This is a genomic window from Thermodesulfobacterium hveragerdense DSM 12571 (assembly GCF_000423845.1).
Classification (GTDB): domain Bacteria; phylum Desulfobacterota; class Thermodesulfobacteria; order Thermodesulfobacteriales; family Thermodesulfobacteriaceae; genus Thermodesulfobacterium; species Thermodesulfobacterium hveragerdense.
This window is the reverse complement of the sequence record NZ_AUIT01000027.1, coordinates 1-26007: the sequence shown is the minus strand read 5'-3', so window position 1 is coordinate 26007 and position 26007 is coordinate 1. Positions and strand designations below refer to the sequence as shown.

Below are 26007 nucleotides of genomic sequence, written 5' to 3'. Positions count from 1 at the left end.
TTTTAGGTTTTATGTTATCATTAATTTAAAAAATATTAAAAATTTTTATTATGCCTCTAAAATATTTTATTAAAAGACACAATTTATATTCTACTCCCAGTTTTTTTCTATTCATACTTATATTTTAACATTAAGATTGTCAACATGAAAGACAACTAAAAATTTTTGGATAGGTTCTTAGGGTTTAATTTTGTTTGACCTTGAAGGATAAAAAAACTTACTCCTAAAATTAGAAAGTGCTTCTCTAAATTCAGATGAACTTTTATTCTTGCATTTCATGTCCATCTCAGACAATACCAGATACACCACCTTTACCCTAAGGAATGGTCCTGTAATACATAGTCTTAAAAACGAAAATTTTAAGTAACTTTTAAGTTTGATGTGGCGTGGTGTTTAAGGGCAGGTAAGGTGATTAAGAGGATAACCTGAAATTTAGAAAAAAAACGTGCGGGAGGAGGGATTTGAACCCTCACGGGGAAATCCCCACCGGATCCTAAGTCCGGAGCGTCTACCGTTCCGCCACTCCCGCAAGAAAATTTACACATTTTAACCATATTTTAATAGATAAAACCGCTCTTTTCAAGAGCGGTTTGCTTTACCTTTACCATAAATGATTTTAGAGTTATAATAAAAACATGAACGTTGGGCCTGTAGGTTCAACTTCTATTCAATCTTTTAATACTCCTAAAGAAAAAAATCTCGAAGAACTTAAAATCCGGGTGTTGATAGAAAAACTTAAAATCAGAGAAAAACAGGTTATAGCCCATGAGATGGCTCATAAAATCGTGGGAGGAAAGTATGCAGGAAGTGTACATTATCAGTATACACGAGGGCCAGACGGAAAACTTTACATTTCTGGTGGAGAAGTAAGCATAGATGTTTCTGAAGAAAGTTCTCCTGAAAAAACCATTCAGAAGATGGAAATCGTAAGGGCTGCAGCCTTAGCTCCGGCAGACCCTTCTCCTCAAGACCTACAGGTAGCACAAATAGCTACTATCAAAGAAATAAAAGCCAGAAGAGAACTTAGCCTTTTAAAAGAAAAAGTCCAAAACCAAACCAAAGGAAGGTTTTTGGATGTAAAGGTTTAGAGTGAGAAGATTTTCTGATAGACCTCAGAAAAAGGTTCTCCCTGGTAATGATAGGTAAGCATCCCTAAGGTTTTAGCAGGTTCGATATCATTTGACAAAGAGTCTCCTATCATCAAGGCTTCGTGTGGATTCACTTTTAGGGTTTCTAAGGCTGTTTGAAACAACCTTAAATCTGGTTTAAGGTATCCTACTTCACATCCTATAAAAGTCTCATCAAAAAGCTCGTCTAAACCAAGCTGTTTTAAAATGTTTTTTAGTCTCGCATCCCAATTAGAAATAACCGCTGTTTTAATTCCTTGTTTTTTTAAAAGGTATAATATCTCTGGAAAATCCTGGGCTAAAATCACACAGTCCTTGGTTGCGAAGAACTCCCAACTTTTCTGAAAAACATCTTCAAAACAAGGGGCCTTTTTTAAAGGCTCAAAGGTTTTTTCAAATATTTGATACCATCCTTTTTTACAAAGCTCCTGAGTCCAGCGTTCAACTCTGTCGTGCTTAAATTTATCCCTAAAAGCTGGTATAAACCTTTTCATTATTTCCGAAGGAGAAACCTCATATCCTCTTTCTCTCCAAAATCTGGCGTAGATCTCACCTACTGACGGAGAGATATGTAAAAAAGTACCTTCTGCATCAAAAAATACTACTTTTATCTTTTTCTCCATAGACTTATTTTCTCATACTTTCGAGATTTTTTCAACCTCTGATTAAGTGTAATCTCATAGTAGCTTTTGTGGTTAAAAAAACCTCTTTTAGCTTTGGGTATAGGTCTTTTTTACCTTTAATAGTAAAGGTATTGCCGAAAGTTGTAAAATTATCGAAACTGTGATAAGGGCATAAACAGAAAAGTGATATAACACCCCTAAGATGGTGCTACCTAAAAACCAAAAGAATCCGTAGGTTGTGTGAAATACACCATATCCTGTTCCTCTTTTTTCTTGAGGTACTAATAGGGTAACCGCTGCCCTGATGATAGACTCCTGGGCCCCCATACCTATTCCCCATAAAATCATCCCTAAGACCGCCCCATAAAATCCTCCTAAAAAGCATAAAGGGGCAAATCCCGATGAGATTATTACCGAAAAAAGAAGAACAGAAAATCCTTTCTTATCAAATAGATAGCCAAAAAAAAGTGCAGCTAAGGCATCTACCCCCATAGCTATCGCATAAAAAACAGGAATCCAAGTTTCTGAGATGTTAGCTACCTTTTTAAAGTGATAAGCAATTAGGGGATAGTCTGCATATCCTGCTCCGTATAAACTAACCGCTATAATATAGATCCAGTATACTTTTTTAAATCCTTCGGATTTAACCTGGATGGTTTTGATTTTTAAATAAGAAGGCGAAGGGTATAAAAACCTGGCTATCATTAGGATTGAAATCGCTAAAACCGCCGGTAGCAGCAAAACTCCAAAAGCCTCTCTATAACTTCCTTGAAAGTAAAAAACGAGGGCTATCATGAGAGGACCAAGTATGGCTCCTATCTGATCCATAGCCTCATGAAGCCCAAAGCCCCATCCATAACCTATTTTCCCGGCTGCATGACTAAGTAGAGCATCCCTTGCCGGAGTTCTTATCGCTTTACCAATCCTTTCCATAAAAAGCAACATAACTGCCAGTTCCCATCGTCCTACCAACGCCAAAGTCGGTACACTTAGCAGGTTGATAAGATAACCTACTATTATAATCCCCCAGTATCTACCTGTTTTATCGGTTATCCAACCTGAAATAATCCTTAGCCCATACCCTAAGAACTCTCCTAATCCAGCGATAAACCCTACCACCAAGCTTGAGGCTCCAAGGGTTAAAAGAAAAGGTCCTGTAATGCTTCTTGCTCCTTCGTAGGTTAGGTCTGAAAAAAGGCTTACTAAACCAAGTAAGATTATGAAAAAAGCAGGTTTTTTGAAATCAATCTTTAACATTTTGTCTTTCTTTATAAAGGATTTAGTCGTAAGAATATAGCTAAAAAACAGAAAAAATCAACTTAAACACTGAATAATTTAAGTTTTATGGTTGTTATGATGGCAACGTCTTCAAATCATGTTATAATACCACTATAAAAAAGAGGAGGAGGAACATGATACCAAGGTATACACGTCCGGTTATGGCTAAGCTTTGGAGTCCAGAAGAAAGATTGAGGGCTTGGGGGTTGGTAGAGTTTTATGCCTGCGAGGCTTGGTATAAGTTGGGCAAAGTGCCAGAAGAGGACTACCAGAAGATTAAAGAAAAGCTTCTTCCTTATTTAGAAGAGGGAGGTTTTACCGAGGCCAACGTAAAAAGAGTGGAAGATATAGAAAAAGAGACTAAACACGACGTAATAGCCTTTTTAACCCATCTGGCTGAGATCATAGGTCCATCAGCCAGATACCTTCACCTTGGTATGACCTCTTCTGATATGCTTGATACTGCCATGGCTTGGTTGATGAAAAGAGCCATGGAAATAATCCTTGAAGACCTTATGAGGATTAAAGAGGTGCTTAAAGATAGAGCTTATGAATTTAAAGACACGTTAATGATAGGAAGAACCCATGGGATCCATGCAGAACCTATTACGTTTGGATTAAAACTTGCACTTTGGTATGAAGAGATGAAAAGAAACGAAAGAAGACTGAAAAATGCCCTTGAGTGTATTTCCTATGGAAAAATATCTGGAGCTGTAGGCACTTTTGCCCATGTGCCCCCTGAGGTAGAGGCTTATGTCTGTGAGAAATTGGGGTTAAAGCCTGCTCCTGTATCAAATCAGATAATCCAAAGGGACAGGTATGCTGAATATATGGCTTCTTTGGCAATTTTAGGAACCACGGTAGAAAAAATAGCTACAGAGATCAGACATCTCCAGAGAACCGAGGTTCTTGAAGCAGAGGAATTCTTTTCTCCTGGACAGAAGGGTTCTTCTGCCATGCCCCATAAACGAAATCCTATTCTTTCTGAAAACCTTTGTGGGCTTGCAAGACTTCTTAGAGGTTATTTAATTCCTGCTCTTGAAAACGTTGCCCTATGGCACGAAAGGGACATAAGTCATTCTTCTGCTGAAAGGGTGATTGTGCCTGATGCTACCACCACCGCAGATTTTATGTTGGTCCGCTTAGAAGGTTTGTTGAAAAACTTGATGGTATATCCTGAGAACATGATAAAAAATTTTAATCTTTTGAGAGGACTTACCTTTTCTCAACAGGTGATGTTAACTTTGGTAGAAAAAGGGATGATAAGAGAAGAGGCTTACAAAATCGTACAGGAATTGGCTATGAAGGTGTGGAAAGATCAAAATCTAAACTTTAAAGATTTGGTGTTGTCAGACCAAAGAATAAGAAACTTTTTAACCCAAGAAGAAATAGAACATATTTTTGACGTAAAATATTACTTAAGGTATGTAGACCAGATTTTTGAAAGAGTTTTTGGATAGATGGCGGTTAAGGTAGTGGCAGGGTTTATAGAAAAAGATGGTAAGGTTTTAGTAGTAAAAAGGCCTACAGACAAAAAGAGAGGAGCACTTTGGGAGTTTCCTGGTGGAAAGGTAGAAGCTGGTGAAAGTTTACAAGAAGCCTTAAAGAGGGAACTAAGAGAGGAGCTGGGAATAGAGGTTAGGGTAGGAGAGGTTTTAGAAAAAATAACACATGTCTATCCTGATGAAGAAATAGAGCTTTATCTTCTGTCAGCAGCTGTAAACCGAGACCTTGGTTTAAAAGAATCGCTTGAGGTTAAATGGTTAGACCTAAAAGAATTAGAACATTTAGAGCTTTGTCCTGCTGATAAGGTTTTGTTATCGAAATTAACCCTTGTCAAAAACAAAAAAATAGGTTAATTTTATAGACTGAGGCTTTTTTGGGCGGTTAGCTCAGGGGTAGAGCGCCATCCTCACACGGTGGATGTCGCAGGTTCAAATCCTGCACCGCCCATTTTGCCTCCTTGCTCCTTGAAGACCCAAGGGGCCCAAAAATAGGACCAAAAGGAGGGTAAAGATGGCTTTGTGGCAACCAGTTAAAAGGTTTCGTAAATGGGAAACCCTGTTTATCATCCATCCTGATAGGGTGCCTGAAAAGGACCAGGTTTTAGACAAGGTCAAAGAGATTATCAAATCTAAAGAAGGTGATGTGCTTAAGGTGGATGAATGGGGTTTAAGAAAACTTGCTTATCCTATTGCCAAGCGTAAAAATGGTTATTATGTTTTGATGGAGTTTTATGGTTTAGCAGATACCCCCAAGGCATTAGAGGATTATTTTAGGATAGATGAGCGGGTAGTAAGGTTTATAGTGGTTAAGTTGGAAGATAGATATAATCCAGAAACAGCAGCTAATGAAGGTTAATAGGAGGGATACAATGGAAAACACGATAATAAAAAAGAAGGCCTTTTCTAAGAAAAAGTTTTGTCGTTTTTGCGCTGACCCAAGCGTTAAAATAGATTATAAAAACGCAGATCTCCTTAAACAGTTTTTAAACGAAAAGGGGATGATAATTCATAGAAGACAAACTGGCACCTGTGCCTACCACCAGAGACGTCTTACTAACGCTATCAAAATGGCAAGGATAATGGCTCTTTTGCCTTTTGTAGCTGAAGTAGAGGTAGAATAATCAAACAGGGGGATAACCGATGGAAGTAATATTGAGAACCGATGTTCCCAAATTAGGTAAAGCAGGCGATATCGTAAAGGTGAAAGATGGATATGCCAGGAATTATTTAATACCAAAAGGCTTTGCCATCCCAGCCAACCAGAAGAACATAAAAGCCTTGGAAAAAGAGAGACAGATTATCTTAGCTAAGGCAGAAAGAGAACGTAAAAAACTTATGTCTTTGGCTGAAAAACTTGAAGGATTGGAATTGGTAATTTATAGGCGTAAAATAGAAGAGGATAGAATATTTGGATCCGTTACGGTAGCAGACATAGTAAACGCCTTAAAAGAAAAGGGCTTTGAGGTAGACAAAAAGTTTATCGAACTAAACGAACCTATTAAAAAATTAGGGGTTTACGAGATACCTGTGAAATTTTCTTCTGATAAGGTAGTAACCATAAAGTTAGAAGTAGTAGAAGAAAAGTAATATTTTTAAATGCCACCCAAAAAAAACTTAAAATCTAAACAAGAGCTTGGGGAAGGTTTACCACCTGAGCTCTTGCCTCCTCAAGACTTACAGGCAGAAAAGTATCTTTTAGCAAGTATTTTTATAGACCCTCCTTCCATAGTAAAAGTCCTTGACATCATCAAACCTGAAGATTTCTATGCCTTGTCCCATAGGTTGATCTATAGTGCTTTTCTTTCTCTTTTTGAAAGGGATGAACCTATTGACATCGTAACCGTACATAACGAGCTTGAAAAGAGAGGAGAGTTAGATAAAGTTGGTGGGGCGGTATATTTAGCTGAGCTGGTTAGTCTTCTTCCTACCTCTGCCCATATTCTCTATTATGCAAAAATAGTAAAAGAAAAAAGTATTCTCAGAGAAATCATCAACATCTCTCAGGACCTTATCTATAGAGCCTATTATTCTGCAGAAGATTCTCAAGAAATTTTAAGTTACGCAGAAAAGTTCTTCTTTGAATTGTCGCATTATGGCAAAAAAGAGGGTTTTTCTCCTTTAAAAGATATAGTAAAAGATACCATCAAGTATTTAGAAAACATTTATCAAAAGGGAGATCTTATAACCGGGATACCTACAGGTTTTTATGAATTAGACCGAATGACCGCGGGGTTGCAAAAAGGAGACCTTATTATCATAGCTGCTCGTCCTGGTATGGGTAAAACAGCCTTAGCCTTAGACATAGTGAGAAACGCTACCAAACAAGCAAACATAGGGGCCGCGGTTTTTTCCTTAGAAATGAGTAAACAACAGCTTTGTGCAAGGATGCTTTGTGCTGAAGCCAAGGTAAATTTCCAAAAATTTAGGACTGGACAACTGGAGCCTCAAGAATGGCAAAAGATAGCTCAGGCAGCTTCCACCTTAAGTCAGCTTCCTATCTATATAGACGAAACCCCGGGGATCAACATTTTAGAAGTAAAAGCCAAGGCCAAAAAACTGCTTAAAGAAACTTCGTTAGGGCTGATCGTGATAGACTACCTTCAGTTGATGAAAGGTCTTGAGAGAAAAGAAAGAAGAGAGCAAGAAATATCAGAGATTTCTTCTGGTCTAAAGGCTTTAGCTAAGGAACTTAACGTTCCGGTGGTTGCCCTTTCCCAGTTAAACAGAAAGGTAGAAGAGCGTCCAGATAAAAGGCCCCAGCTTGCAGACTTAAGAGAATCTGGGGCCATCGAGCAAGATGCAGACGTAATTCTTTTTATCTACAGAGACGAGTTTTATAACAAAGAAAGCCCAGAAAAAGGTATAGCTGAAATCATCATCGGTAAACAGCGTAATGGTCCGATGGGGGTAGTAAAACTTGCCTACTTTTCCCAGTATACCTCTTTTGGAAATTTAGACCCTAATCTCCGTTTTTCTTAATGACTAAAATAGGCACCGGAGAGTTAGCAATTATTTTTTGAGCAACACTTCCAATAAGTTTCTTCCCTGTCTCTTCGTCAGCTCCTATCGCAAGTAGAGTGGCCCCAAGATTTTTAATGATGTTTACGATAACTGCATAGGGTTCTCCTTTTTCTATAAAGACCTGAGGTTTTAGGTCTAATCCCTCGATTTCATTTATAACTGGCTCTAATTGTTTAGAAATTTCTTCTCTTAATATCCCCAAAAGCTCTTCTTCTCCTATGATAGATTCAGGAGGAAGTTGAATAACTGAAGCGACATCTAAGGTAGCACCATAAACCTTAGCTATCTTTGCTGTCCGTTTAACTGCATTGTTACCAGGGATCGAACCATCTGTAGCTACCAGTATTTTTTGGATTTTTAAAAGGGTTTTTCTGGGTATTATAAGTACGTCTATAGGACTGTCGTTTATGATTTTAGCTGCAGTACTTCCTATAAGGATTTTTTCAAAACTGGTAGCCCCTCTACGTCCTGTTACTATAAGGTCACAGTTATTTTTGATGGCTACTTCTATCACTTTTTCACAAGGTCTCCCTTCTTCTAAAAAGGTTTTTAGCTCCATCTGGTTTTCTTCAGCAAACATTTTAGCCTCTTCCAAGGCTTTGATGTATGTTTTTTTTATGTTGTCTCTAACATGCCCAAAGATAGAAAGAGAACTCACTAAACCTTTATAAGGAGGTATAACACTTATAGCCATAAGCTCTATATCTTCGTTCTTGGCGAAGTTTAACGCCTCTTCAAAGGCATGTTTACTTGCGTCTGATCCATCAAGTGCAACCAGTATTCTTTTAAACTTACACATTTTCTACCTCCTCTTTTTAATTGTTGTATACTTTTTATTTTTATAAAAAATTTAAAAATAGTCAAGATAGCAACAATGATTTGGAAGTTTAATCTTGAGTTTTATTATTTAACCTCATACCATTCATCGGAAAAAAATATGAGTTGAGGTTTGAGATAGGAAACAAAGGAAAGGAGACAAACTGAAGCCCCTAAGGGGCCTCCTTAGGGGCTAAGAAGTAAATGGTTGTTATTCTTCAGGTTTCTTAATCCAGGGCATCATAGCACGGAGTTGTTTTCCTACCTCTTCTATCAGATGTTCTTTTTCTTTTTTGCGAAGAGCGTTTAAGACAGGTCTCCCAGCTTGGTTTTCAAGAATCCATTCTCTTGCAAACTCACCTGTTTGAATCTCTTCAAGGATTCTCTGCATTTCAAACCTTACGTCTTCGTTGATGATCCTTGGCCCTCTGGTGAGGTCTCCATATTCAGCGGTATCACTGATAGAATATCTCATGAAAGAAAGCCCTCCTTCATAGATTAAATCTACGATAAGCTTAAGTTCATGAAGACATTCAAAATAAGCTACCTCAGGCTGATATCCAGCTTCTACCAAGGTTTCAAAACCAGCTTTGATAAGCGCGGTAACTCCACCGCAAAGCACAACCTGTTCTCCAAACAGGTCTGTTTCAGTCTCCTCTTTAAATGTAGTTTCTATCACCCCAGCTCTGGTTCCTCCTATTCCTTTCGCATAGGCTAAAGCCTTTTGAAAGGCTTCTCCTGAGGCATCCTGGTGGACTGCTACCAAGCAAGGGACTCCTGCCCCTTTAGTGAATTCTCTTCTAACTAAGTGCCCTGGACCTTTAGGTGCAACCATAGCTACATCTACATCAGCCGGAGGAACGATCTGGTTGTAATGGATGTTAAATCCATGAGCAAAAAGTAACATTTTCCCAGAGGTCAATACGGGCTCTATTTCGTTTTTATAAACCAATGGCTGGTCTTGGTCTGGAAGAAGGATCATGATGATGTCGGCCTTTTCACAAGCCTCTTTAACTGAAAGAGGTTCAAATCCGTCTTTTTTAGCCCTTTCATAACTTTTTCCACCTTTTCTTACACCAACTATCACGTTTAATCCAGAATCTCTTAAGTTTAAGGCATGAGCATGCCCTTGACTCCCATAACCTAAAACCGCTATGGTCTTCTCCTTTAAAACCTCCAAACTTACATCCTCGTCTTTGTAGACCTTCATAAAACACCCCCTAAATAAGTTTTAAAATGTCAAACTATATTTTAACACTTAATCCTTTTTTGAAAATTTTTAACCTATGATTTTAAGGAAGTGGTCCAGAAGAGATTTTTGCTTTTTTACTTAGAACGAGGCTCAAAGTATTCGTAGGTATTTTGTTCTTTTTTGTCAGAAAATACATATATCCAGAGATGATGTATCAGATAAAAAGGATATTTTTGATTCCCATAGGTCTTTTCTCCAGAACGGACCTTAACGGTTATAACCCACCATCCAGGGTTTTCGAAGGAAACCACAAAAAATCCGTTTTTTGAAAGGCGAACCTTATTTTTAAGGTAAGGATAGTTTATCTGACCATAGCTGTCTTTGGGAAGATCTTCTTCACGTAAAAACACCGGAGAAAAATATTCAACTTCTACCTCACCTGAGGCTAAAGGTTTGTTTTGATACCAAACCTGCCCCCAAAAAACTCCATGTTTTTTAAACCCATAGGGTCTGGTATAAGGTTTGATTTCTAAGTCAAAACCACAAAGGTTTGGCTCCTTATTTTCTTTTAACACATGTAAGGGAGTTTTTACCAAAAATTTACCTACGGTTTTGTCTCTTAACAAAGTATAATCGCTTTCCAAACAAACGAGATGGTCTCCTTCCTTATTAGGGGTAAACTTAAAATTATAACCTACCTTTTTGGTGTTAAGTGAACGGTCAAAAAATTCGGTTTTTAGAAAAGTAGGTTTTTCTGACGTCCCGTTAGGTAGTAAAACATAAAGGTTTTTAGGGGTTTTAAGGTCTAAGATTAGACCAAAGGCAGGCTCTGCTGCCCCTACATAAAAAGTTTTTTCTTTTTTTAAGGCTCCATAATTATCAGGAAGGCTGATCAAAAAAGTTTTATATCCAAAACTTATCTCAGGAAAAAACAAAAAGATAAAAAGAAAAATTAAACCTAAAAAAGGCATTTTTTAGGTGAACCTGTTAAGTATCCAGGAGATGATCGCACTCTTTAGTTGAAGTTCCTGTTCAGGGGTAAGACTTGTTAACCAGTATTTTATCCATTTTTGTAGTCTGTTTACATGAAGCTTGGGAGGTTTGTCTCCATAAACAAGTTCTAAGGCTTTTAGATACCAGATAAAAATAGCTTGAATAGGCATAAACCTGTATTCCAAAGTAATAGGATAAAGAACTTCATAAAAAGCACGGTTAGCAAACTTTTTATCTTGTTCGCTTGAGATCTTTCTGATGTTAAGTTTGGATACCGTGGTTGGTCTACTGTCCTCTTTTTCTTCTAATTCTCTCAAAGCCTCTAAGTTTTTTTCTAAAATAACCAGTTTATCTTGGTTTTGTCTGATGATTTCGTCTTGAAGGGCAAGTAAGGCTAACGGATTTTCCCTTTCTCTATAATATTTTGCCAGTTTTTGCTTTAATATAGACTTTCGTGAGCGTCCACCCATAATCTCTCCCTCTTTAAAAAATTAACCCTTTTTCTATAAAACCACATTTTAGTTTTTTTTCAACAGGTTAATCCATAGATGTAGATAAAAAGCCGATAAGGCTTGCTAACCCTAAAAAAGCAGTTTCAGCTCTTAATACATAAGGAGCAAGAGATAAGGATAGAAATCCAACTTTAGATAGCAGCTCCTCTTCGGTTTTTTCAAACCCTCCTTCAGGCCCGGTTATAAAAACCACGGTATTGTTTTTCTTAAACTTCAGGTGCAGCTCTTCTACTTTCAGACAAGCCCCAAGGCCTCCTAACAGTTTAAGACTCTCCTTCCAGGGAAAATCTTCTAAGAAAGTTTTCAGTTCTACCGGAGCCAATATTTCAGGCATAAATAGCCGTCCCGACTGTTTTAATGCCTGTTTAGCCTTATTTATAAGACGGGGAATTAGGTTTTTAGAAGGCTTAGCTACACTAAAACTGCTGTAAAAAGGTACAAAAATGTCTATCCCAAGCTCTGTCCCTTTTTCTACCAGCCACTCGGTTTTTTCTCCTTTTAAAACAGGTAATATCCCGATAACCTTGGGTATCTTTAGCTTTTCTTCCCTTAAAAGTTTTAAGATTTGAACCCTGGCTTTAAGGGTTTTCCCGTCTTTTACAATCTCTTTAATTTCAGCCTCAAACTCTTTGCCCTGTCCGTCTATTAGAAAAAGTTTGTCCCCTTGTTTTTTCCTAAGTACTTTAATTAAGTGGAAACTCTCTTCTTCTGAAAGGAAGCCTTCTTCTTCAGAAAATTCAAAAAAAAACCTATTTCCTCCTTGAAGGTTCATAAAATCTATAATACAATAAATTTTGATGGAGTCAAAAGATCCTAATATCATCATATACAAAGCCAGTGCAGGAAGCGGAAAGACTTATAATTTAGCCTTAAACTACCTTAAGTTTATCTCCCAAGAAGGAAAGGATTCCCTAAAAAAATTTCTTGCGATCACTTTTACCAACAAAGCTGCCTTTGAGATGAAACAAAGGATAATAGTTTTTTTGAAAGAAATAATAAAACAAACAGAAAGAGGGAAAACTTTAAGCTCTCAGCTTAATCTTCCCTCTGAAAAAGCAGAGGAAATTCTAAATCACCTTTTTTTAAACTACGACTATCTTCAGGTTAAAACCATAGATAGTTTTTTGCTAACTTTGTATAAGGCTATTTCGTATGAGGTAGGTTTGGAGCCAGATTTCAGGGTAAATACCTACCTTAGAGAAGAACTTATAGAAAAGGCTCTTGTCGATTTTTACCAACAAACAGAAAAAGACCAGGCGTTAAGAAACGTTTTAGAAACTTTTGTGGAAATCCTAATTACAGAGAAAGAATCTCTTAAGCTTAATTTTAAAAATAGTCTGATTTCTGAATTAAAAAAACTTCTCGAAAAACTTACTTATCATAAAGAGGTTTTAACCCTTTTGAATAGCTTAAACAAGGATGATGATAACGAATTAGATCGAGAAATAAAAACCTATTTTGGGTTTTATTCTGTCTTAAAAAACTTCTTGGAAAGAACTTTTTTTCGAGAAAAAGAGCTTGTTATAGGACTCTGGAAAGAAAAGATAGCAGATATTTTGTTTAAAGAAGATGGACTTCTTCCTTGGGTATATGTAAAGCTTGGAAGCCTTAGAGGGGTTATCATAGATGAGTTTCAGGATACCGACCGCCTTCAGTGGGAAGCGTTAAGCCCTATCGTAGAAGATTTAATAAGTAAACAGGGATTTTTAATCTGTGCCGGAGATCCTAAACAGTCTATCTTCCAATGGAGAGGGGCAGATCCTAAACTTTTTGAAGAGGTTTTGCAAAATTTAAGTCTGCGTTCTTACAAAGTTAAAGAAGAAGTTTTAGACCGCAACTATCGTAGTAGTAAGACAATAATAGAGTTTAATAACCGATTTTTTAGCAAACTCAACGAAATTTTTAGCAAACTCAACGAAGACCCTATAACCCATGAGCTTTTGACAGAGCTTGTTTTTTCTAAATCAGATAAAGGAGAGGAAAAGGATAAAGTTCTTCAAAAACTTGTAAATGAGTTCAAAACCAATTTTAGGCATGTCCTTCAAAATCCATCAAATATACAACAGAGAGAAGATAAAAGTAGAGTTAAGATACGAAGGTTTAATATTGATGAATCATCTGAAGATAAGGCTATAGAAAAGACAAAAGAAGAGGTTCTCAAAATTTTAAACGAGCTTAAATCTCAAGGAGAGTTAAAGGATGTAGCTATTTTGATGCTAAAAAACGAGGAAGTAGCAGATTTTTCTTCTTTTCTTATTTCTCAGGGTTTTAATGTATTAGCCACCTCTTCTTTGCATCTTAAGGAGTCGCTGGTAGTAAACGCCTTAGTGTCTTTACTTAAGTTTATAGCCTATCCAGAGGATGAGGTCGCCCTTGCAGGTTTCCTTTCAAGTGCTATTTTCCCAGAAGGAAAGAAAATCTTAGAAGAATACCTAAATTGGATTTTAACTAAATTCTATTTAAGTATTGGAGCGTTTTTGAAAGAACATAAAAAAGAGTTTTGGGAAACACAGATATTGCCTCTTTTGGACCTTAAGAAAGATGCTTCTTTGTATAAAATCTGTATAGAAATATTTAAAAACTTGGAAATAGAAAAGAAATTTTCGACAGAAATAGCAGCACTTTCTAAATTTTTGACAATGGTTTTTAATTTAGACAGAAAAGGCGATGGACTTGAAGAATTTTTATTATATTGGGAAAAAGATTCAGAAGATGAGATGGATGCCCTTGAGGTAGAAGACTGCATAAAAATTCTAACCATTCATAAAGCCAAAGGGTTAGAGTTTGAAACGGTTATTTTGCCGTTAATCTGGAAGGAAAAAAGGTTTGTTACAGACCTAAAGCTGGTTTTTTATAACGGAAAAGTATTTTACGGGAAAAAAGATGACCTTCCTGAAGAAGGTAAGTTAGGCTGGTATTTAGAAAAAGCTAAAAATCGGCTTGAGCTTTTAAACTTACTTTATGTAGCACTTACCAGGGCTAAGAAAAATTTGTTTGTTCTCCTTCCAGACCCTATAGAAAAAACTAAGTTTTCTCCTTTAGTAAAGATCTTTAAAAAGGTTTACGACCTTTTGGAAAGCGAAAATCTAGAAAGCAGTAATTCTTTAAGTTCATCAAAGCTTTCTACGTAATAATCTGCCTCAAGTTTTCGGTTTTTAAACGCTACCAAGGGAACTTTACAGGCTTTACAAAGGGCTTCATCTACCTTAGAATCTCCTACATATAAAGTTTCTTTAGGGGAAGTTTTAAAATGTTCTAAAATCTGAAGAAGGGCTCGAGGGTCGTTTTTGGGAATGATGCTTGCACTCATAACATAATCAAAGTAATCAGTAAGGTTGAAGTGAGCTAATAAAGGATAGGTAGAAGTACTACGGTTGGTGCATAAAGCAATGTATAAGTAATTTTTGGCCCAACCTAAAAACTCCTTTAAACCTTTTTCCATAACTAAGTAGTCAAAAAAAAGCGAGTAAGAAATCTCTTTTTGGATATCTTTAGCTAGATCAAGTTTGTCTGGTATGTCCCTGAAAAGATAGGCTAAACATTCGTTTACTGAATGCATATGAATAAATTCTATCTCTTCAGGGCTCATAGGAGGTCTTCCTACCCTTTCTAGGATGTAGTTATAGAAATAGGTATTGGCCTGTTTTGAATCAAAAAGCACTCCATCACAATCTAAAACCAAAAGTTTGAGTGTATTCATAACCCTTTATTTTTTTCTGTTAGTCAGATAATCTGTAATGAAAAAGAGCATTTGTTTGTAGATGTTTTCTGGTAATCCATTTAGGGCGTTTTTAGCCTTATTTATATAGGATAAGGCTTTCTCTTGGGCAAGCTTAAACCCCTGATTTTTTTCTATAAGGTTTTTAGCTTCTTCAAAAAATGTATCCTTAGGTTCTGGAAGACTTAATAACTCTAAGAGCCTTTTCTGATCCGCCTCTGAGGCTTGTTTTAAAGCATAGATTACCGGTAAGGTGATTTTCCCTTCCTTAAAATCTCTCCCCAAGTCTTTTCCTGTTTCAGTGCTTAAGTAGTCTAAAAGGTCATCTATAATTTGAAAAGATAGACCTAAGTATTTCCCAAAAATTTTTAAGCTTTTTCGTTCCTTATCAGAGGCACCTCCTAAAATCGCCCCTACTTCACAACAAGCAGAGATAAGAGCCGCGGTTTTTTTGAAAATAATTTCTTCGTAAACCTCTTCTGAGAGGTTTGTTTGATAAAGATTTAAAAGCTGAAGTACCTCTCCTTCGCTCATGATAAGTGTGGTTTCAGTAATGATTTCCATAATCTCAGGGTTTCTTAATTCACTGGCAAGTTTTAAAGCCTTGGCATAAAGATAATCGCCTACTAAAATGGTGGCTTGATTGCCCCAAAGATTTCTTGCAGCTTTTCTCCCTCTTCTAAAATCTGCAGAATCTACTACGTCGTCATGAAGAAGGGTTGCGGCATGTAAATACTCAAAAAGAATAGAAGACCGATATAAAACCTCAGAAACAGAAGGAGAGAAAAGCTTAGCACAGATTACGGCAAGAAGAGGTCTTATCCTTTTTCCTCCTGCAAAAAGGACATATTCACTTACTTGATTGATAAAAGGTACTTGAAAACTAAGAAAATTTTTTAGAGCCTCTTCTATCAAAAGAAGTTCTTTTTTGATTTCTTCAACAACCATTTTACTTTTTGAACTTTTTTGTGGAATTATAAAGTATAAACTCCTTTTTGACAATCATAATTTTGAAAAATAAAAAAGAAAGAAAATTTTTAAAAATTTAAAAAAAAGAATATTTAATAAAAATAATTGTCGTTATTAAACAAAAAAACATGTTAAACGCCTTTTAACTCCATTGACTTTAATTCTTAATTGTTTAATAATTTGAAAATAATTCAATAATGTAGGTAAAATAATTCAACTGAAAGGAGGGTTGCTATGGAGCTTTATTTTAACAGGCCTATGCCTCATGGTGGGCGGTTAGTAGAAAGGGTTCTAAAAGACAAGAAGGCAGCTAAGAAGATCGTGCAGGCTTGTGAAAAGGCTGGGGCTGTTTATGACATCAAACCTACCTTGCACTACAAGAGAGGCACACCTGTAAGAAACGTTTATCGTGAGATTATGTCTGTTTGTTATGGTTTTTTTAGCCCTGTAGAAGGTTCTATGACCTCTGCTGAGTTAGAGTCTGTTCTTTCAAAAAGAAGGCTGTTAAGCGGATGGATTTTTCCTTATCCTATTCTTTTTGACATTTCCAAAGAAGACTATCAAAAACTTGGGGTTGATGCTGGAGACAGATTGCTTCTTAGGCTTAAGGGGAAGCCTTTTGCAATTTTAGACATCGAAGAGGTTTATGAGATTGACCCTGCTGAGCTTGCAGACAGAACTTTTGGTACCCCTGAAACCAATCCTGAAGTGGTAAAAGAAAAGTTTGACGATAAACATCCTGGTTGGGTTATTTATAGAAGTCATCAGCCTATAATCTTGGCTGGAAAGTTTACCATCATCAACGAGCCTATTTTTAAGCCACCTTTTGACAGATTTTGGATTCCTCCAAGAAAATGTAGGGAGATTTTTGACGAAAGAGGTTGGAGAACTGTCATTGCTCACCAGACAAGAAACGTTCCTCACGTTGGACACGAGATGCTTATGAAGGCTGCTGCTTTTACCGGTGATGTGGAGCCTTGTCATGGTATTCTGGTAAACGCTATCATCGGTGTTAAAAGAAGAGGAGATTATCCTGATGAGGCTATCTTAGAAGCCCATGACATGGTTAACAAGGCAGGATACATCAAGCCTAACAGACATCTTGTGTCCTTTACTCTTTGGGATATGAGGTATGGCAACCCCTTGGAAAGCTTACTCCATGGTATCATCAGACAAAACATGGGTTGTACTCACCACATGTTTGGTAGAGACCATGCCGCTGTAGGCGAGTATTATGATACGTTTGCTACCCAGATTCTATGGCTTAAGGGGATTCCTAGCTACGGTTTTGATAAACCTCCTACAGAGGTTGAGGGCGGCTTGCAGATCAGGCCTCAGAACATGAGAGAATTCTGGTATTGTCCAAAATGTAAGGAAATGGCTTATAGTGAAAACTGTGGGCATGACAAAGAAAAACAAAAACTCAGCGGTAGCTTGATAAGAGGATTGGTGGCTGAGGGTGTTCAGCCTCCAGCCATTATCATGAGACCAGAGGTATTTAAGACCATCGTTAAATGGTGGAAAAAGTTTGATTATCCTTTTGTTAACGAAAAGTACGTACAATATAAAGAAGAGACTTTAGAAGTTGATGTTCCTGACCTTGATTAGTTAAAAACTTTTAAAAACATAGGGGGTGAAAACATGGAATACATTTTAGAAGTATTTTTAGATGATTACAGGTTGGCAAAACTTAAGGGCACTCCTGTAGAGGCCAATATAGAGGCTGTTTTTGGTGGAGAGCTAAAGGTGGTTAGGGTAAAGGTAGGTGAAGAGGTAAAAAATGATATCCTGAAAGCCTTTGAAACTGCAAGAATTGATTCTCGTGCCTGTATAACCGATACTCCTGTAGCTTTCAAAAGAGCTCTTTTTGAAGAGATTGCTAATCAGAAGAGCTTAGGGGAAGAGGTAGTTAAAGCAGTTTTGGCTAACATCGATAAAATCAAAGAATTAGCTGTTAAAGAAGCTGAATATCTTCCTGCTCCTGAAATAGAAACTGAGTAAAATAAATTTTGTTGGGGAAAGGGGGATCCTTTCCCCTTGTTTTTTAAAAAGATAACAAGAGAAAAAATAAATAAAAAAAAGATTAAGAAAGTTTTTAGGAAAATTTAGAAAATTTTAAGCTTTTTTTCGGGTTGACTTTTAAATAAAGTTGTTTATAAAGATATAAAAGTTTATAAGAATAAAACTAAAAAGGAGGTTGGCTATGCCAAGTTATGTGAACCCTGAAAAGTGTGACGGTTGCAAGGGTGGTGACAGGACAGTTTGTATGTACATTTGTCCTAACGACCTTATGATTCTTGACCCTGAGGCTATGAAGGCTTACAACCAGGAGCCTGATCAGTGCTGGGAGTGCTACAGCTGTGTAAAAAGCTGTCCTCAGGGTGCTATAGCTATCAGGCACTATGCTGATTTTGCTCCGTTAAACGGAACTTGTCAGCCTATGCGTGGTACCACTGACATTATGTGGACCATCAAGTTTAGGAATGGTGTGGTAGTAAGGTTTAAGTTCCCTATCAGAACTACACCCGAAGGTTCTGCTGATCCTACAGTTGGAAAACCAGCTCCTGATCCATCTAAGATCAACACCAACCAGCTCTTTACTCAAGTAGCTGATGGGGTAGAGCCCAAGAAACCTGAAGCTGTTCTTAACAAGAAATTTGAAGTTGGTGCCCTTGGTAAGGTTGCAAAATACTAAAAAATTTTAAAAATAAAAGGAGGTGGCAGCTATGCCTAAGATTTGGTTTTATAACCCTGGTTTGGCTTGTGCAGAGCCTGAAATAGTAGAAAAAGAGACAGATATTTTGTTTGTTGGCGGTGGAATGGCTGCTTGCGGTGCTGCTGTAGAGGCAGTTCAGTGGGCTAAGCCTCACGGTTTAAGGATTATCCTTTGTGATAAGGCTGCTATGGAAAGGTCTGGTGCTGTGGCTATGGGGCTTTCTGCTATCAACACCTATATAGGAGAAAACAAGCCTGATGACTATGTAAGAATGGTTCGTTGTGACTTGATGGGTATTGTTCGTGAGGATTTGGTTTTTGACGTTGGTCGTCATGTAGACGATACTGTTCAGTGTTTTGAAGAATGGGGTCTTCCTATCTGGAAAAAAGATCCTAACACTGGTAAAACCTTAGACGGAGCTGAGGCTAAGGCTAAGGGTTTAACCTTAAAGAGTGGTGTTCAGCCTGTTCGTTCTGGTCGTTGGCAGATCATGATTAACGGAGAGTCTTATAAAGTTATCGTGGCTGAGGCTGCTAAAAATGCTCTTGCCAGCTATGATAAGGCTGAGATCATCGAAAGATGCTTTATTGTAAGACCTTTATTAGACGCTAACGATAAGAGCCGTTGTGCTGGTGCAGTAGGTTTTTCTGTCAGAGAAAATAAGATTTACATCATCAAGGCCAAGGCTACCCTTCTTGCTACCGGTGGTGCAGTTAACGTTTTCCGTCCCAGGTCTATAGACGAAGGAAAGGGTCGTGCCTGGTATCCTGTATGGAACCCTGGAACTGGTTATGCTATGTGTGCTATGACTGGTGCTAAGCTTGTACTTATGGAAAACAGGTTTATCCCTGCTCGTTTTAAAGATGGTTATGGTCCTGTTGGTGCTTGGTTCTTGCTCTTCAAAGCCAGGGCAACCAATGCCTTTGGCGAAGATTATGTAGCCAAGCATAAGGATGAACTCAAGAAGTTTGCTCCTTATGGAGAAGCTTCTCACATCGGTACTTGTTTGAGAAACCATGCAATGCTTATCGAAATGGAACAGGGTCGTGGTCCTATTTATATGCATACTGAATGGGCTCTTCAGGAAGCCGCTGAAAAGATGGACAAAAAAGAGTTTAAACACCTGATTGCTGAGGCTTGGGAAGACTTTTTAGACATGTGTGTAACCCAGGCTGGATTGTGGGCTTGTTTGAACATCGAACCTGAAAAATTGCCTTCTGAAATCATGCCTACTGAGCCTTATCTCCTTGGTAGTCATGCTGGTTGTGCTGGTGCTTGGGTATGCGGTCCTAATGAAGATTGGGTACCTGAGGAATACAAGGCTCCTTGGAAAGAAATTGGTCTTTACAACAGAATGACTACTGTAAAGGGTCTTTTCTGCGCCGGTGACACCGTTGGAGCTTCTGGACATAAGTTCTCCTCTGGTTCTCACGTAGAAGGACGTATCGCAGCCAAGGCTATGATTCAGTACTGCCTTGACAATAAAGACTATACACCTACTATCAAGGAAACTGCTGAAGAATTAAAGAAAGAGATCTATGGTCCTTGGTATAGGTTTGAAGAATTTAAGAATGCTTCTACCCATTATGAAATCAACCCCAACTTTCTCATTCCTCGTCATATCCAGGCCAGACTTATGAAACTTATGGACGAATATGTGGCTGGTAGTTCTACCTTCTACAAGACCAATAAGGTCATGCTTGAGAGAGGTCTTGATCTTCTCAGAATGCTTAAAGAAGACATGGAATATGCTGCAGCCAGAGATTTACATGAACTTATGAGAGCTTGGGAAAACAGACACCGTGTATGGACTGCTGAGGCTCACCTCTTACATATCCTCTTCCGTGAAGAGACCCGTTATCCTGGTTACTTCTACAGAACTGACTTTAACGCCCTTGATGATGCTAACTGGAGATGTTTCACCCTTTCCAGCTGGAATCCTGAAACCAAGGAATGGACTTTAGAAACCTATCCTTATGTCCAGATCATTCCTGATCCACTTGGACCGTAAATAGTTAAATAGTAATAAGGGAGGGGGCTTGGTCCCCCTCTTTTTTTATTTTTTCAGAATAAAGCCCTTTAGGAAAAAGGGTTTTATTCTGAAAAAGTGTTTAGGAGGTTATAACATGGGTAAACCTATATTGGTGGTAGGTGGGGGTATAAGTGGAGTAACCGCTGCAGTAGAGGCAGCAGAGGTTGGAGCTGAGGTTATTTTAGTAGAAAAACAACCTACCTTAGGTGGAAGGGTAGCTCAACTTAGGTATTATTTTCCTAAGTTGTGTCCTCCTACCTGTGGTTTAGAGATCAACTACAGGAGAATTAAGAGTAACCCCAGGATTAAAGTATATACAATGGCAGAGGTTTTAGAGGTAAACGGGGCACCTGGAAATTATAATGTTAAAATCAAGATAGCTCCCAGGTATGTGAATGATAACTGTACTGCCTGTGGGGAGTGCGAGAAGGTTTGTGAAGGGGAAAGGATAAGTGACTTTGATTTTGGCCTATCTAAAACAAAGGCCATCTATCTTCCTCATCCTGTAGCTTTTCCTATGAAATATGTATTAGATAAAGATGCTTTGGCCCCTGGGGATTTAGAAAGGATTATGGCAGAGTGTAAATATAATGCCATAGAACCAGAAATGAAAGAACAGGTTTTAGAGTTAGAGGTAGGATCTATCATCTGGGCTACAGGTTGGAAGCCCTATGATGCTACCAAACTTGATAATTTAGGTTATGGAAAATATGCGAATGTAATCACTAATATGCAGATGGAAAGAATGGCTTCTCCCTGGGGACCTACGCAAGGAAAAATTGTAAGACCATCTGATAATCAACCACCTAAAAAGGTGGCATTTGTTCAGTGTGCTGGTTCTCGTGATGAAAATCATCTGCCTTTTTGTTCTTACATCTGTTGTTTGGCCTCTTTAAAACATAGCCTTTATTTGGCAGAACAAGATCCTGAAGCAGAAACTTATATCTTTTATATAGACCTTAGAACCCCTGGTAGATATGAAAAATTTCTAAAGAAAGCTGAAGCTGAGGCTAAGATTAATTTTATCAAGGGGAAGGTAGCTAAAATAGAGGAAGATCCTGAAACCAATGACTTGATCGTTACTGCAGAGGATACCCTTTCTGGTAAAAAGATAAGTCAGAAGGTTGATTTAGTGGTTTTAGCTTTAGGAATGCAACCGAGTTTAGCTTCTGCTGAGATTAAGGGTATAAAGATCGATCAAAACGGATTTGTGGGTGAGGAAGAAGGGATGATCAGCTGTGGTTGTGCTAAAATGCCTTTAGATGTTATGACTTCTAACGAGACTGCTACTGGCGCAGCTTTAAAAGCCATTCAAATCATAAAAAGGGGGTAAAAAATGGAAAAAATAGGAGTTTTTATATGCTCTTCTTGTAATATAGGTGATCGTTTGGAGTTGGCAGATTTAGAAAACGCAGCTAAAGACCAAGGTGCTGCGGTTGTTTATACCAAAGAATTTTTATGTTCAAAAGAAGGAAAAGCTTTTATAGAAGAAAAGATAGCTCAAGATGGGTTAGATTCTGTTTCTATATGTGCTTGTTCTCAAAGGGTAAATTACGAGGTTTTTTCCTTTGATCAAGTAGCGGTTGATAGGGTAAGCTTAAGAGAAGGGGTAGTTTGGAGTAGATTCTTTGTAGGAGAAAACGGAGAAATATTAGAAGATACTGCCGAGTATGTTAGTGGGGTTACTTTTAAAGACGAATTGATGGCTTTAGCTAAAGACTATGTAAGAATGAGTGTGGCTAAACTTCAAACCTACAAAAAGCCAGAGCCTTTTAAGCCTGAGGAAGAAATTTCTAAGGTTATCCTGGTTATAGGAGGTGGTGTTGCTGGTTTAACTGCTACTTTAGAGGCCGCAAAAGCAGGTTATGAGGTGGTTTTGGTAGAGAAGGAAAAAGAACTCGGTGGTTTTGTGGCCAAGATGAAGGCCCATTGTGAGGTAAATCCTCCTTTTCAAAAGCTGGTTCCTCCTGTAGTAAAAGATTTGATTGCGCAGGTAGAAGCAAATGACAAGATAAAGGTATATAAAGGTGCGGTGGTAACCAACATCGCAGGTGCTCCTGGTTTATTTCAGGTGAAGATAAAACAGGGTGGAAAAGAGGAAGAGATAAAGATAGGTTCTATAGTTTTAGCAGCTGGTTTTAAACCATATGACGCAAGCAAGCTTGCAGATTTAGGTTATGGGGTTATCCCAAACGTAGTGACTAACGTTAAGTTTGAAGAGATGGCTAAAAATGGAGCTTTGGTAAGACCTTCAGATGGCGCTCCAGTAAAGAGTGTCCTTTTTATTCAATGTGCTGGTCAAAGGGATGAAAATCATCTTTCTTATTGTTCTGGTTTCTGTTGTTTAGCTTCTCTTAAGCAGGCTCAGTATGTAAGAGAGGCAGACCCAGAAGCCAAAGCTTTTATCGTTTATGATCACATGAGAACTATGGGTATTTTTGAGAATTTCTATAAAACTTTACAAAATGACCCAGGGGTGTTTTTAACTAAAGGCAAGGTGTTTTCTATAACTGAGGGAGAAAACGGTAAGGTTAAGGTATTGGTAGATGAGACTTTATTAGGAGAGAAGATCGAGGTTGAGGTTGATTTGGTAGTGTTAGCTATAGGTATGGTTCCAGTTACAGCTGAAGAGCCTGTGCTTAATTTAGAATACAGACAAGGGCTAGGATTACCTGAACTTGAACTTTTCTATGGTTATGCAGATTCAAACTTTATTTGTTTCCCCTATGAAACCAGAAGAACAGGAATCTATGCGGCAGGTGCTATCCATCAACCTATGACCATTCAACAGGCGATAGAGGATGCTAAGGGAGCGGCTTTGAAGGCTATTCAGTGTTTGGTGGCCATTGAAGAAGGTCACGCAGTCCATCCAAGGACTTGGGATTATGCCTATCCTGAGTGGGACTTAAAGATGTGTACTCAATGTAAAAGATGTACTGAGGAGTGTCCTTTTGGTGCCTTAAATGAAGATGAGAAAGGGAACCCTCTTACCAATATTACCAGATGCCGTCGTTGTGGGACCTGTTTTGGTGCATGTCCTCAAAGGATTATTAATTTCAAAGATTATTCTATCGATATGGTTTCAACCATGATTAAGGCTACAGAGATGCCTGAACAGGGATATGAACAATACAGGCTTATGGCTTTTGTGTGTGAAAATGACGCCTTACCAGCTTTAGACATGGTTGCTTACAACAAAAAGTCTCTTCCTGTAGCTTTTAGGATCATTCCTGTAAGATGTTTGGGAGCGGTTAACGTAGCTTTTATAAAGGACTCTATGAGTAAGGGATATGATGGTATTCTTCTTTTAGGTTGCAAGTATGGTGAAAACTATCAGTGTCACTTTATAAAGGGTAGTGAACTTGCTAATAGACGTATGGAAAACGTAGCTGAAACATTACAACAGCTTGCATTAGAGTCAGAAAGGGTTACAATACATACGGTAGCAATAGATGAGGTAGATTTAGTAGTAGATAAGATGCAAAAATTTGCTGAAGAAATTAAAGGATTTGGTGAAAACCCATTTAAAGGCTGGTAAGGAGGATAGACTATGAGTAATGGTATTTTAAAAGTAGATCCAGATTTAAAGGCTATTCAAGAGCTACAAGAAATAGGTGGTGATACTGTAAAAAAATGTTATCAATGTGCTACATGTGCAACTGTATGTCCTCTTTCTCCAGAAGAGGCTCCTTTCCCTCGTAAGCAGATGATCCTTGCCCAATGGGGTTTTAAAGAAAGACTTTTAAACGACCCTGCAGTTTGGTTGTGTCACCAATGTGGTGATTGTAGTAAATATTGTCCAAGAGAGGCTCAGCCAGGAGATGTTTTGGGAGCCTTAAGGTTGATGGTGATTAAAGAAGCTGTTCCTCTTAAGTTTTTGCATACGTTTTATAACAACAGCTGGGGTATTTTGGTTTTACCTGCTATTGCTTTATTGTTTATTCTTTTAGCAACTTTAGCTACTTTCCAAGGACTTCCCAACTTTTTTGATGCCAACTCCTTCCCTTACGGTGGTCCTACTTATGATATCTGGATTTTTCATTTGCCAGCAAGGGTGTTGATGATAGACGTTGTATTTTTACCTCTTGTAGCTTTTGTGGTGATAATGCTTGCTTCTGCGATAAACAAAGTATGGAATGCCTATGTGGATATGTATAAGATACCTCAGGCCTATAGGTATGGGATGTGGACTATTTTAAGAAACTATTTTATTCCTGCTATAGTAGAGATTTTATCTCATGCAAGGTTTAAAAAGTGTAATTCTAACCACTGGAGAGCTAATCCTCACATGTTGTTGGTTTATTCTTTTATTATTTTAGCCATTACCACAGCGATTGTTTTCTTTATGGCTGACGTTTTAGGTTTCCATACTCCATGGAATCCTCTTACCCATCCTGTTAAATGGTTAGGCAATTTTGGAGGTCTTTTGCTTCTTTATTCCATCATAGCTATAATGGTGGGAAGAGGTAAGGCTGAGGCTGAAAAAAGTGTAAAGACAAGCTATGCTGACAGTTTCTTGATCAATCTTATTTTAATCATCGGTTTAACTGGTTTTGGCATAGAGGTGGTACGTAGTATACCTTCTTTAGAATCTATAGTATCTTTAGTCTATTTGGCTCATTTGGTTGCGGTGTTTATTTTATTTTTAGGGGTAGCCTATTCTAAGTTTGCTCATTTAGCTTTTAGGACAACCGCAGTTATGTTTGATTTATACTATAAAGACATAAATCAAAAGATGGCTCAATAGTGTTTCGTTCTCTTGACAAAATGTAAAATTAAGTTAACTTTATAGAGACTAACAACAAGGAGGGGTACCCGAGCGGCCAAAGGGGCCGGGCTGTAAACCCGGTGGCTTTCGCCTTCGGAGGTTCAAATCCTCCCCCCTCCACTTTTATTATTTTTAGAAGTTGAAGCGGGCGTAGCTCAAGTGGTAGAGCATCAGCCTTCCAAGCTGAGGGTTGCGGGTTCGAGTCCCGTCGCCCGCTCTTGGATAGAAGTTTTGGGGTGCCCACGTAGCTCAGGAGGTAGAGCACTTCCTTGGTAAGGAAGAGGTCACCGGTTCGAGTCCGGTCGTGGGCTCCAGTTTTTAAACCTATTTTAGGATAGGAGGAAGGGAAGATGGCCAAGCAAAAGTTTGAGAGGAAAAAGCCGCATTTAAATGTGGGGACGATTGGGCACATAGACCATGGTAAGACTACTTTAACCAGTGCGATAACGAGGGTATTGTCTACGAAGGGTTATGCGCAGTGGATTCCATTTGATAACATAGACAAGGCACCTGAGGAGAAGGCGAGGGGGATAACGATTCAGCTTGCCCATGTTGAGTATGAGAGTGACAGGAGGCACTATGCACATATAGACTGTCCTGGGCATGCTGACTATATAAAGAACATGATAACTGGTGCAGCACAGATGGATGGATCTATATTAGTGGTTGCGGCAACCGATGGTCCTATGCCGCAGACGAGGGAGCATGTGTTGCTTGCGAGGCAGGTTAACGTACCT

At 38.2% G+C, this 26007-nt stretch carries 25 protein-coding genes and 5 tRNA genes; 20 read left to right on the top strand and 10 right to left on the bottom strand.

The annotated features are described in order from the left end of the window. Positions 1–446: 446 nt before the first annotated feature. Positions 447–529: transfer RNA gene (locus tag G580_RS0107790), tRNA-Leu, on the bottom strand. A 106-nt stretch (positions 530–635) separates the two neighbouring features. Between G580_RS0107790 and G580_RS0107785 the strand changes: the two genes are divergently transcribed. Beyond that, positions 636–1088, top strand: coding sequence for a putative metalloprotease CJM1_0395 family protein (locus G580_RS0107785; protein ID WP_051173251.1), 453 nt, complete (start codon positions 636–638; stop codon positions 1086–1088). Here G580_RS0107785 and G580_RS0107780 read toward each other — a convergent pair. Together G580_RS0107780 and G580_RS0107775 are read right to left on the bottom strand one after the other, a co-directional pair. Continuing rightward, positions 1085–1750, bottom strand: a complete 666-nt coding sequence (locus G580_RS0107780) for an HAD-IA family hydrolase (protein WP_028841695.1) — start codon at positions 1748–1750, stop codon at positions 1085–1087. The genes G580_RS0107785 and G580_RS0107780 overlap by 4 nt on opposite strands. Before the next feature lie 87 nt (positions 1751–1837). Continuing rightward, positions 1838–3007 carry an MFS transporter gene (locus tag G580_RS0107775; protein ID WP_028841694.1) on the bottom strand — a complete coding sequence of 390 codons (1170 nt, stop codon included), beginning with the start codon at positions 3005–3007 and terminating at the stop codon, positions 1838–1840. 155 nt (positions 3008–3162) lie between these two features. Between G580_RS0107775 and purB the strand changes: the two genes are divergently transcribed. The 7 genes from purB to dnaB all read left to right on the top strand — a co-directional run bounded on the left by purB (position 3163) and on the right by dnaB (position 7512). After that, positions 3163–4488 carry an adenylosuccinate lyase gene (gene purB, locus G580_RS0107770; RefSeq protein WP_028841693.1) on the top strand — a complete coding sequence of 442 codons (1326 nt, stop codon included), beginning with the start codon at positions 3163–3165 and terminating at the stop codon, positions 4486–4488. Further along, positions 4489–4887 (top strand): (deoxy)nucleoside triphosphate pyrophosphohydrolase, encoded by a 399-nt coding sequence (locus G580_RS0107765; RefSeq protein WP_028841692.1) that lies wholly within the window; start codon positions 4489–4491, stop codon positions 4885–4887. It abuts the gene before it with no gap. 22 nt (positions 4888–4909) lie between these two features. Continuing rightward, positions 4910–4981 (top strand) — tRNA-Val (locus G580_RS0107760). A gap of 63 nt (positions 4982–5044) precedes the next feature. Next, a complete protein-coding gene (gene rpsF / locus G580_RS0107755) occupies positions 5045–5389 on the top strand; it encodes a 30S ribosomal protein S6 (RefSeq protein ID WP_028841691.1) in 345 nt (114 codons plus the stop codon). 13 nt (positions 5390–5402) lie between these two features. Next, positions 5403–5654, top strand: coding sequence for a 30S ribosomal protein S18 (gene rpsR, locus G580_RS0107750; RefSeq protein WP_038041900.1), 252 nt, complete (start codon positions 5403–5405; stop codon positions 5652–5654). A 19-nt stretch (positions 5655–5673) separates the two neighbouring features. Further along, the gene (gene rplI, locus G580_RS0107745) at positions 5674–6120 is read left to right on the top strand and encodes a 50S ribosomal protein L9 (protein WP_028841689.1); all 447 of its coding nucleotides are present in this window, start codon (positions 5674–5676) and stop codon (positions 6118–6120) included. 9 nt (positions 6121–6129) lie between these two features. Beyond that, positions 6130–7512 carry a replicative DNA helicase gene (gene dnaB, locus G580_RS0107740; protein WP_051173249.1) on the top strand — a complete coding sequence of 461 codons (1383 nt, stop codon included), beginning with the start codon at positions 6130–6132 and terminating at the stop codon, positions 7510–7512. Here the strand turns inward: dnaB and G580_RS0107735 are convergent. The 5 genes from G580_RS0107735 to G580_RS0107715 form a co-directional block, all read right to left on the bottom strand. After that, positions 7493–8353, bottom strand: coding sequence for a universal stress protein (locus tag G580_RS0107735; RefSeq protein WP_028841687.1), 861 nt, complete (start codon positions 8351–8353; stop codon positions 7493–7495). The genes dnaB and G580_RS0107735 overlap by 20 nt on opposite strands. A gap of 228 nt (positions 8354–8581) precedes the next feature. Next, entirely contained in the window at positions 8582–9580 is a 999-nt protein-coding gene (gene ilvC, locus G580_RS0107730; RefSeq protein ID WP_028841686.1) for a ketol-acid reductoisomerase, read from the bottom strand. A 116-nt stretch (positions 9581–9696) separates the two neighbouring features. Next, entirely contained in the window at positions 9697–10533 is an 837-nt protein-coding gene (locus G580_RS0107725) for a DUF4198 domain-containing protein (RefSeq protein WP_028841685.1), read from the bottom strand. 3 nt (positions 10534–10536) lie between these two features. Further along, positions 10537–11025 carry a hypothetical protein gene (locus G580_RS0107720; protein ID WP_028841684.1) on the bottom strand — a complete coding sequence of 163 codons (489 nt, stop codon included), beginning with the start codon at positions 11023–11025 and terminating at the stop codon, positions 10537–10539. Positions 11026–11092: 67 nt separating this feature from the next. After that, positions 11093–11839, bottom strand: coding sequence for an RsmE family RNA methyltransferase (locus G580_RS0107715; protein WP_169357113.1), 747 nt, complete (start codon positions 11837–11839; stop codon positions 11093–11095). Positions 11840–11864: 25 nt separating this feature from the next. Between G580_RS0107715 and G580_RS0107710 the strand changes: the two genes are divergently transcribed. Further along, a complete protein-coding gene (locus tag G580_RS0107710; protein WP_028841682.1) occupies positions 11865–14198 on the top strand; it encodes a UvrD-helicase domain-containing protein in 2334 nt (777 codons plus the stop codon). Here the strand turns inward: G580_RS0107710 and G580_RS0107705 are convergent. Beyond that, positions 14129–14767: an HAD family hydrolase gene (locus G580_RS0107705; protein ID WP_028841681.1), complete on the bottom strand. Its 639-nt coding sequence runs from the start codon at positions 14765–14767 to the stop codon at positions 14129–14131. The genes G580_RS0107710 and G580_RS0107705 overlap by 70 nt on opposite strands. A gap of 6 nt (positions 14768–14773) precedes the next feature. Next, the gene (locus tag G580_RS0107700; RefSeq protein ID WP_028841680.1) at positions 14774–15733 is read right to left on the bottom strand and encodes a polyprenyl synthetase family protein; all 960 of its coding nucleotides are present in this window, start codon (positions 15731–15733) and stop codon (positions 14774–14776) included. Between the two features lie 255 nt (positions 15734–15988). Between G580_RS0107700 and sat the strand changes: the two genes are divergently transcribed. The 11 genes from sat to G580_RS10505 all read left to right on the top strand — a co-directional run. After that, the gene (gene sat / locus G580_RS0107695; protein ID WP_028841679.1) at positions 15989–17362 is read left to right on the top strand and encodes a sulfate adenylyltransferase; all 1374 of its coding nucleotides are present in this window, start codon (positions 15989–15991) and stop codon (positions 17360–17362) included. 33 nt (positions 17363–17395) lie between these two features. Next, positions 17396–17755, top strand: coding sequence for a DUF6955 family protein (locus G580_RS0107690; RefSeq protein ID WP_028841678.1), 360 nt, complete (start codon positions 17396–17398; stop codon positions 17753–17755). A gap of 202 nt (positions 17756–17957) precedes the next feature. Beyond that, the gene (aprB, locus tag G580_RS0107685) at positions 17958–18449 is read left to right on the top strand and encodes an adenylyl-sulfate reductase subunit beta (RefSeq protein WP_028841677.1); all 492 of its coding nucleotides are present in this window, start codon (positions 17958–17960) and stop codon (positions 18447–18449) included. A gap of 31 nt (positions 18450–18480) precedes the next feature. After that, the gene (aprA, locus tag G580_RS0107680) at positions 18481–20481 is read left to right on the top strand and encodes an adenylyl-sulfate reductase subunit alpha (RefSeq protein ID WP_028841676.1); all 2001 of its coding nucleotides are present in this window, start codon (positions 18481–18483) and stop codon (positions 20479–20481) included. A 115-nt stretch (positions 20482–20596) separates the two neighbouring features. Continuing rightward, positions 20597–21835, top strand: a complete 1239-nt coding sequence (locus tag G580_RS0107675; protein ID WP_028841675.1) for a CoB--CoM heterodisulfide reductase iron-sulfur subunit A family protein — start codon at positions 20597–20599, stop codon at positions 21833–21835. A gap of 3 nt (positions 21836–21838) precedes the next feature. Next, the gene (locus G580_RS0107670) at positions 21839–24040 is read left to right on the top strand and encodes a hydrogenase iron-sulfur subunit (RefSeq protein ID WP_028841674.1); all 2202 of its coding nucleotides are present in this window, start codon (positions 21839–21841) and stop codon (positions 24038–24040) included. 12 nt (positions 24041–24052) lie between these two features. Then, a complete protein-coding gene (qmoC, locus tag G580_RS0107665; protein ID WP_028841673.1) occupies positions 24053–25249 on the top strand; it encodes a quinone-interacting membrane-bound oxidoreductase complex subunit QmoC in 1197 nt (398 codons plus the stop codon). Positions 25250–25307: 58 nt separating this feature from the next. Next, positions 25308–25390: transfer RNA gene (locus tag G580_RS0107660), tRNA-Tyr, on the top strand. Positions 25391–25414: 24 nt separating this feature from the next. Then, a tRNA-Gly gene (locus G580_RS0107655) sits at positions 25415–25487 on the top strand. A gap of 21 nt (positions 25488–25508) precedes the next feature. Continuing rightward, positions 25509–25584 (top strand) — tRNA-Thr (locus G580_RS0107650). Positions 25585–25620: 36 nt separating this feature from the next. After that, a partial coding sequence (locus G580_RS10505) for a GTP-binding protein (RefSeq protein ID WP_038041898.1) occupies positions 25621–26007 on the top strand: 387 nt, incomplete at its 3' end.

What these genes read in the sequence shown, in the direction of transcription:
- G580_RS0107720 (WP_028841684.1), bottom strand. Translation starts at nt 11,025, where the DNA reads ATGGGTGGACGCTCACGAAAGTCTATATTAAAGCAAAAACTGGCAAAA.
- G580_RS0107775 (WP_028841694.1), bottom strand. Translation starts at nt 3,007, where the DNA reads ATGTTAAAGATTGATTTCAAAAAACCTGCTTTTTTCATAATCTTACTT.
- G580_RS0107670 (WP_028841674.1), top strand. Translation starts at nt 21,839, where the DNA reads ATGGAAAAAATAGGAGTTTTTATATGCTCTTCTTGTAATATAGGTGAT.
- G580_RS0107705 (WP_028841681.1), bottom strand. Translation starts at nt 14,767, where the DNA reads ATGAATACACTCAAACTTTTGGTTTTAGATTGTGATGGAGTGCTTTTT.
- ilvC (WP_028841686.1), bottom strand. Translation starts at nt 9,580, where the DNA reads ATGAAGGTCTACAAAGACGAGGATGTAAGTTTGGAGGTTTTAAAGGAG.
- G580_RS0107675 (WP_028841675.1), top strand. Translation starts at nt 20,597, where the DNA reads ATGGGTAAACCTATATTGGTGGTAGGTGGGGGTATAAGTGGAGTAACC.
- purB (WP_028841693.1), top strand. Translation starts at nt 3,163, where the DNA reads ATGATACCAAGGTATACACGTCCGGTTATGGCTAAGCTTTGGAGTCCA.
- rplI (WP_028841689.1), top strand. Translation starts at nt 5,674, where the DNA reads ATGGAAGTAATATTGAGAACCGATGTTCCCAAATTAGGTAAAGCAGGC.
- dnaB (WP_051173249.1), top strand. Translation starts at nt 6,130, where the DNA reads ATGCCACCCAAAAAAAACTTAAAATCTAAACAAGAGCTTGGGGAAGGT.
- rpsF (WP_028841691.1), top strand. Translation starts at nt 5,045, where the DNA reads ATGGCTTTGTGGCAACCAGTTAAAAGGTTTCGTAAATGGGAAACCCTG.
- G580_RS0107700 (WP_028841680.1), bottom strand. Translation starts at nt 15,733, where the DNA reads ATGGTTGTTGAAGAAATCAAAAAAGAACTTCTTTTGATAGAAGAGGCT.
- G580_RS0107765 (WP_028841692.1), top strand. Translation starts at nt 4,489, where the DNA reads ATGGCGGTTAAGGTAGTGGCAGGGTTTATAGAAAAAGATGGTAAGGTT.
- G580_RS0107710 (WP_028841682.1), top strand. Translation starts at nt 11,865, where the DNA reads ATGGAGTCAAAAGATCCTAATATCATCATATACAAAGCCAGTGCAGGA.
- G580_RS0107725 (WP_028841685.1), bottom strand. Translation starts at nt 10,533, where the DNA reads ATGCCTTTTTTAGGTTTAATTTTTCTTTTTATCTTTTTGTTTTTTCCT.
- aprB (WP_028841677.1), top strand. Translation starts at nt 17,958, where the DNA reads ATGCCAAGTTATGTGAACCCTGAAAAGTGTGACGGTTGCAAGGGTGGT.
- qmoC (WP_028841673.1), top strand. Translation starts at nt 24,053, where the DNA reads ATGAGTAATGGTATTTTAAAAGTAGATCCAGATTTAAAGGCTATTCAA.
- G580_RS0107715 (WP_169357113.1), bottom strand. Translation starts at nt 11,839, where the DNA reads ATGAACCTTCAAGGAGGAAATAGGTTTTTTTTTGAATTTTCTGAAGAA.
- G580_RS0107780 (WP_028841695.1), bottom strand. Translation starts at nt 1,750, where the DNA reads ATGGAGAAAAAGATAAAAGTAGTATTTTTTGATGCAGAAGGTACTTTT.
- G580_RS0107735 (WP_028841687.1), bottom strand. Translation starts at nt 8,353, where the DNA reads ATGTGTAAGTTTAAAAGAATACTGGTTGCACTTGATGGATCAGACGCA.
- G580_RS0107785 (WP_051173251.1), top strand. Translation starts at nt 636, where the DNA reads ATGAACGTTGGGCCTGTAGGTTCAACTTCTATTCAATCTTTTAATACT.
- sat (WP_028841679.1), top strand. Translation starts at nt 15,989, where the DNA reads ATGGAGCTTTATTTTAACAGGCCTATGCCTCATGGTGGGCGGTTAGTA.
- G580_RS0107690 (WP_028841678.1), top strand. Translation starts at nt 17,396, where the DNA reads ATGGAATACATTTTAGAAGTATTTTTAGATGATTACAGGTTGGCAAAA.
- rpsR (WP_038041900.1), top strand. Translation starts at nt 5,403, where the DNA reads ATGGAAAACACGATAATAAAAAAGAAGGCCTTTTCTAAGAAAAAGTTT.
- aprA (WP_028841676.1), top strand. Translation starts at nt 18,481, where the DNA reads ATGCCTAAGATTTGGTTTTATAACCCTGGTTTGGCTTGTGCAGAGCCT.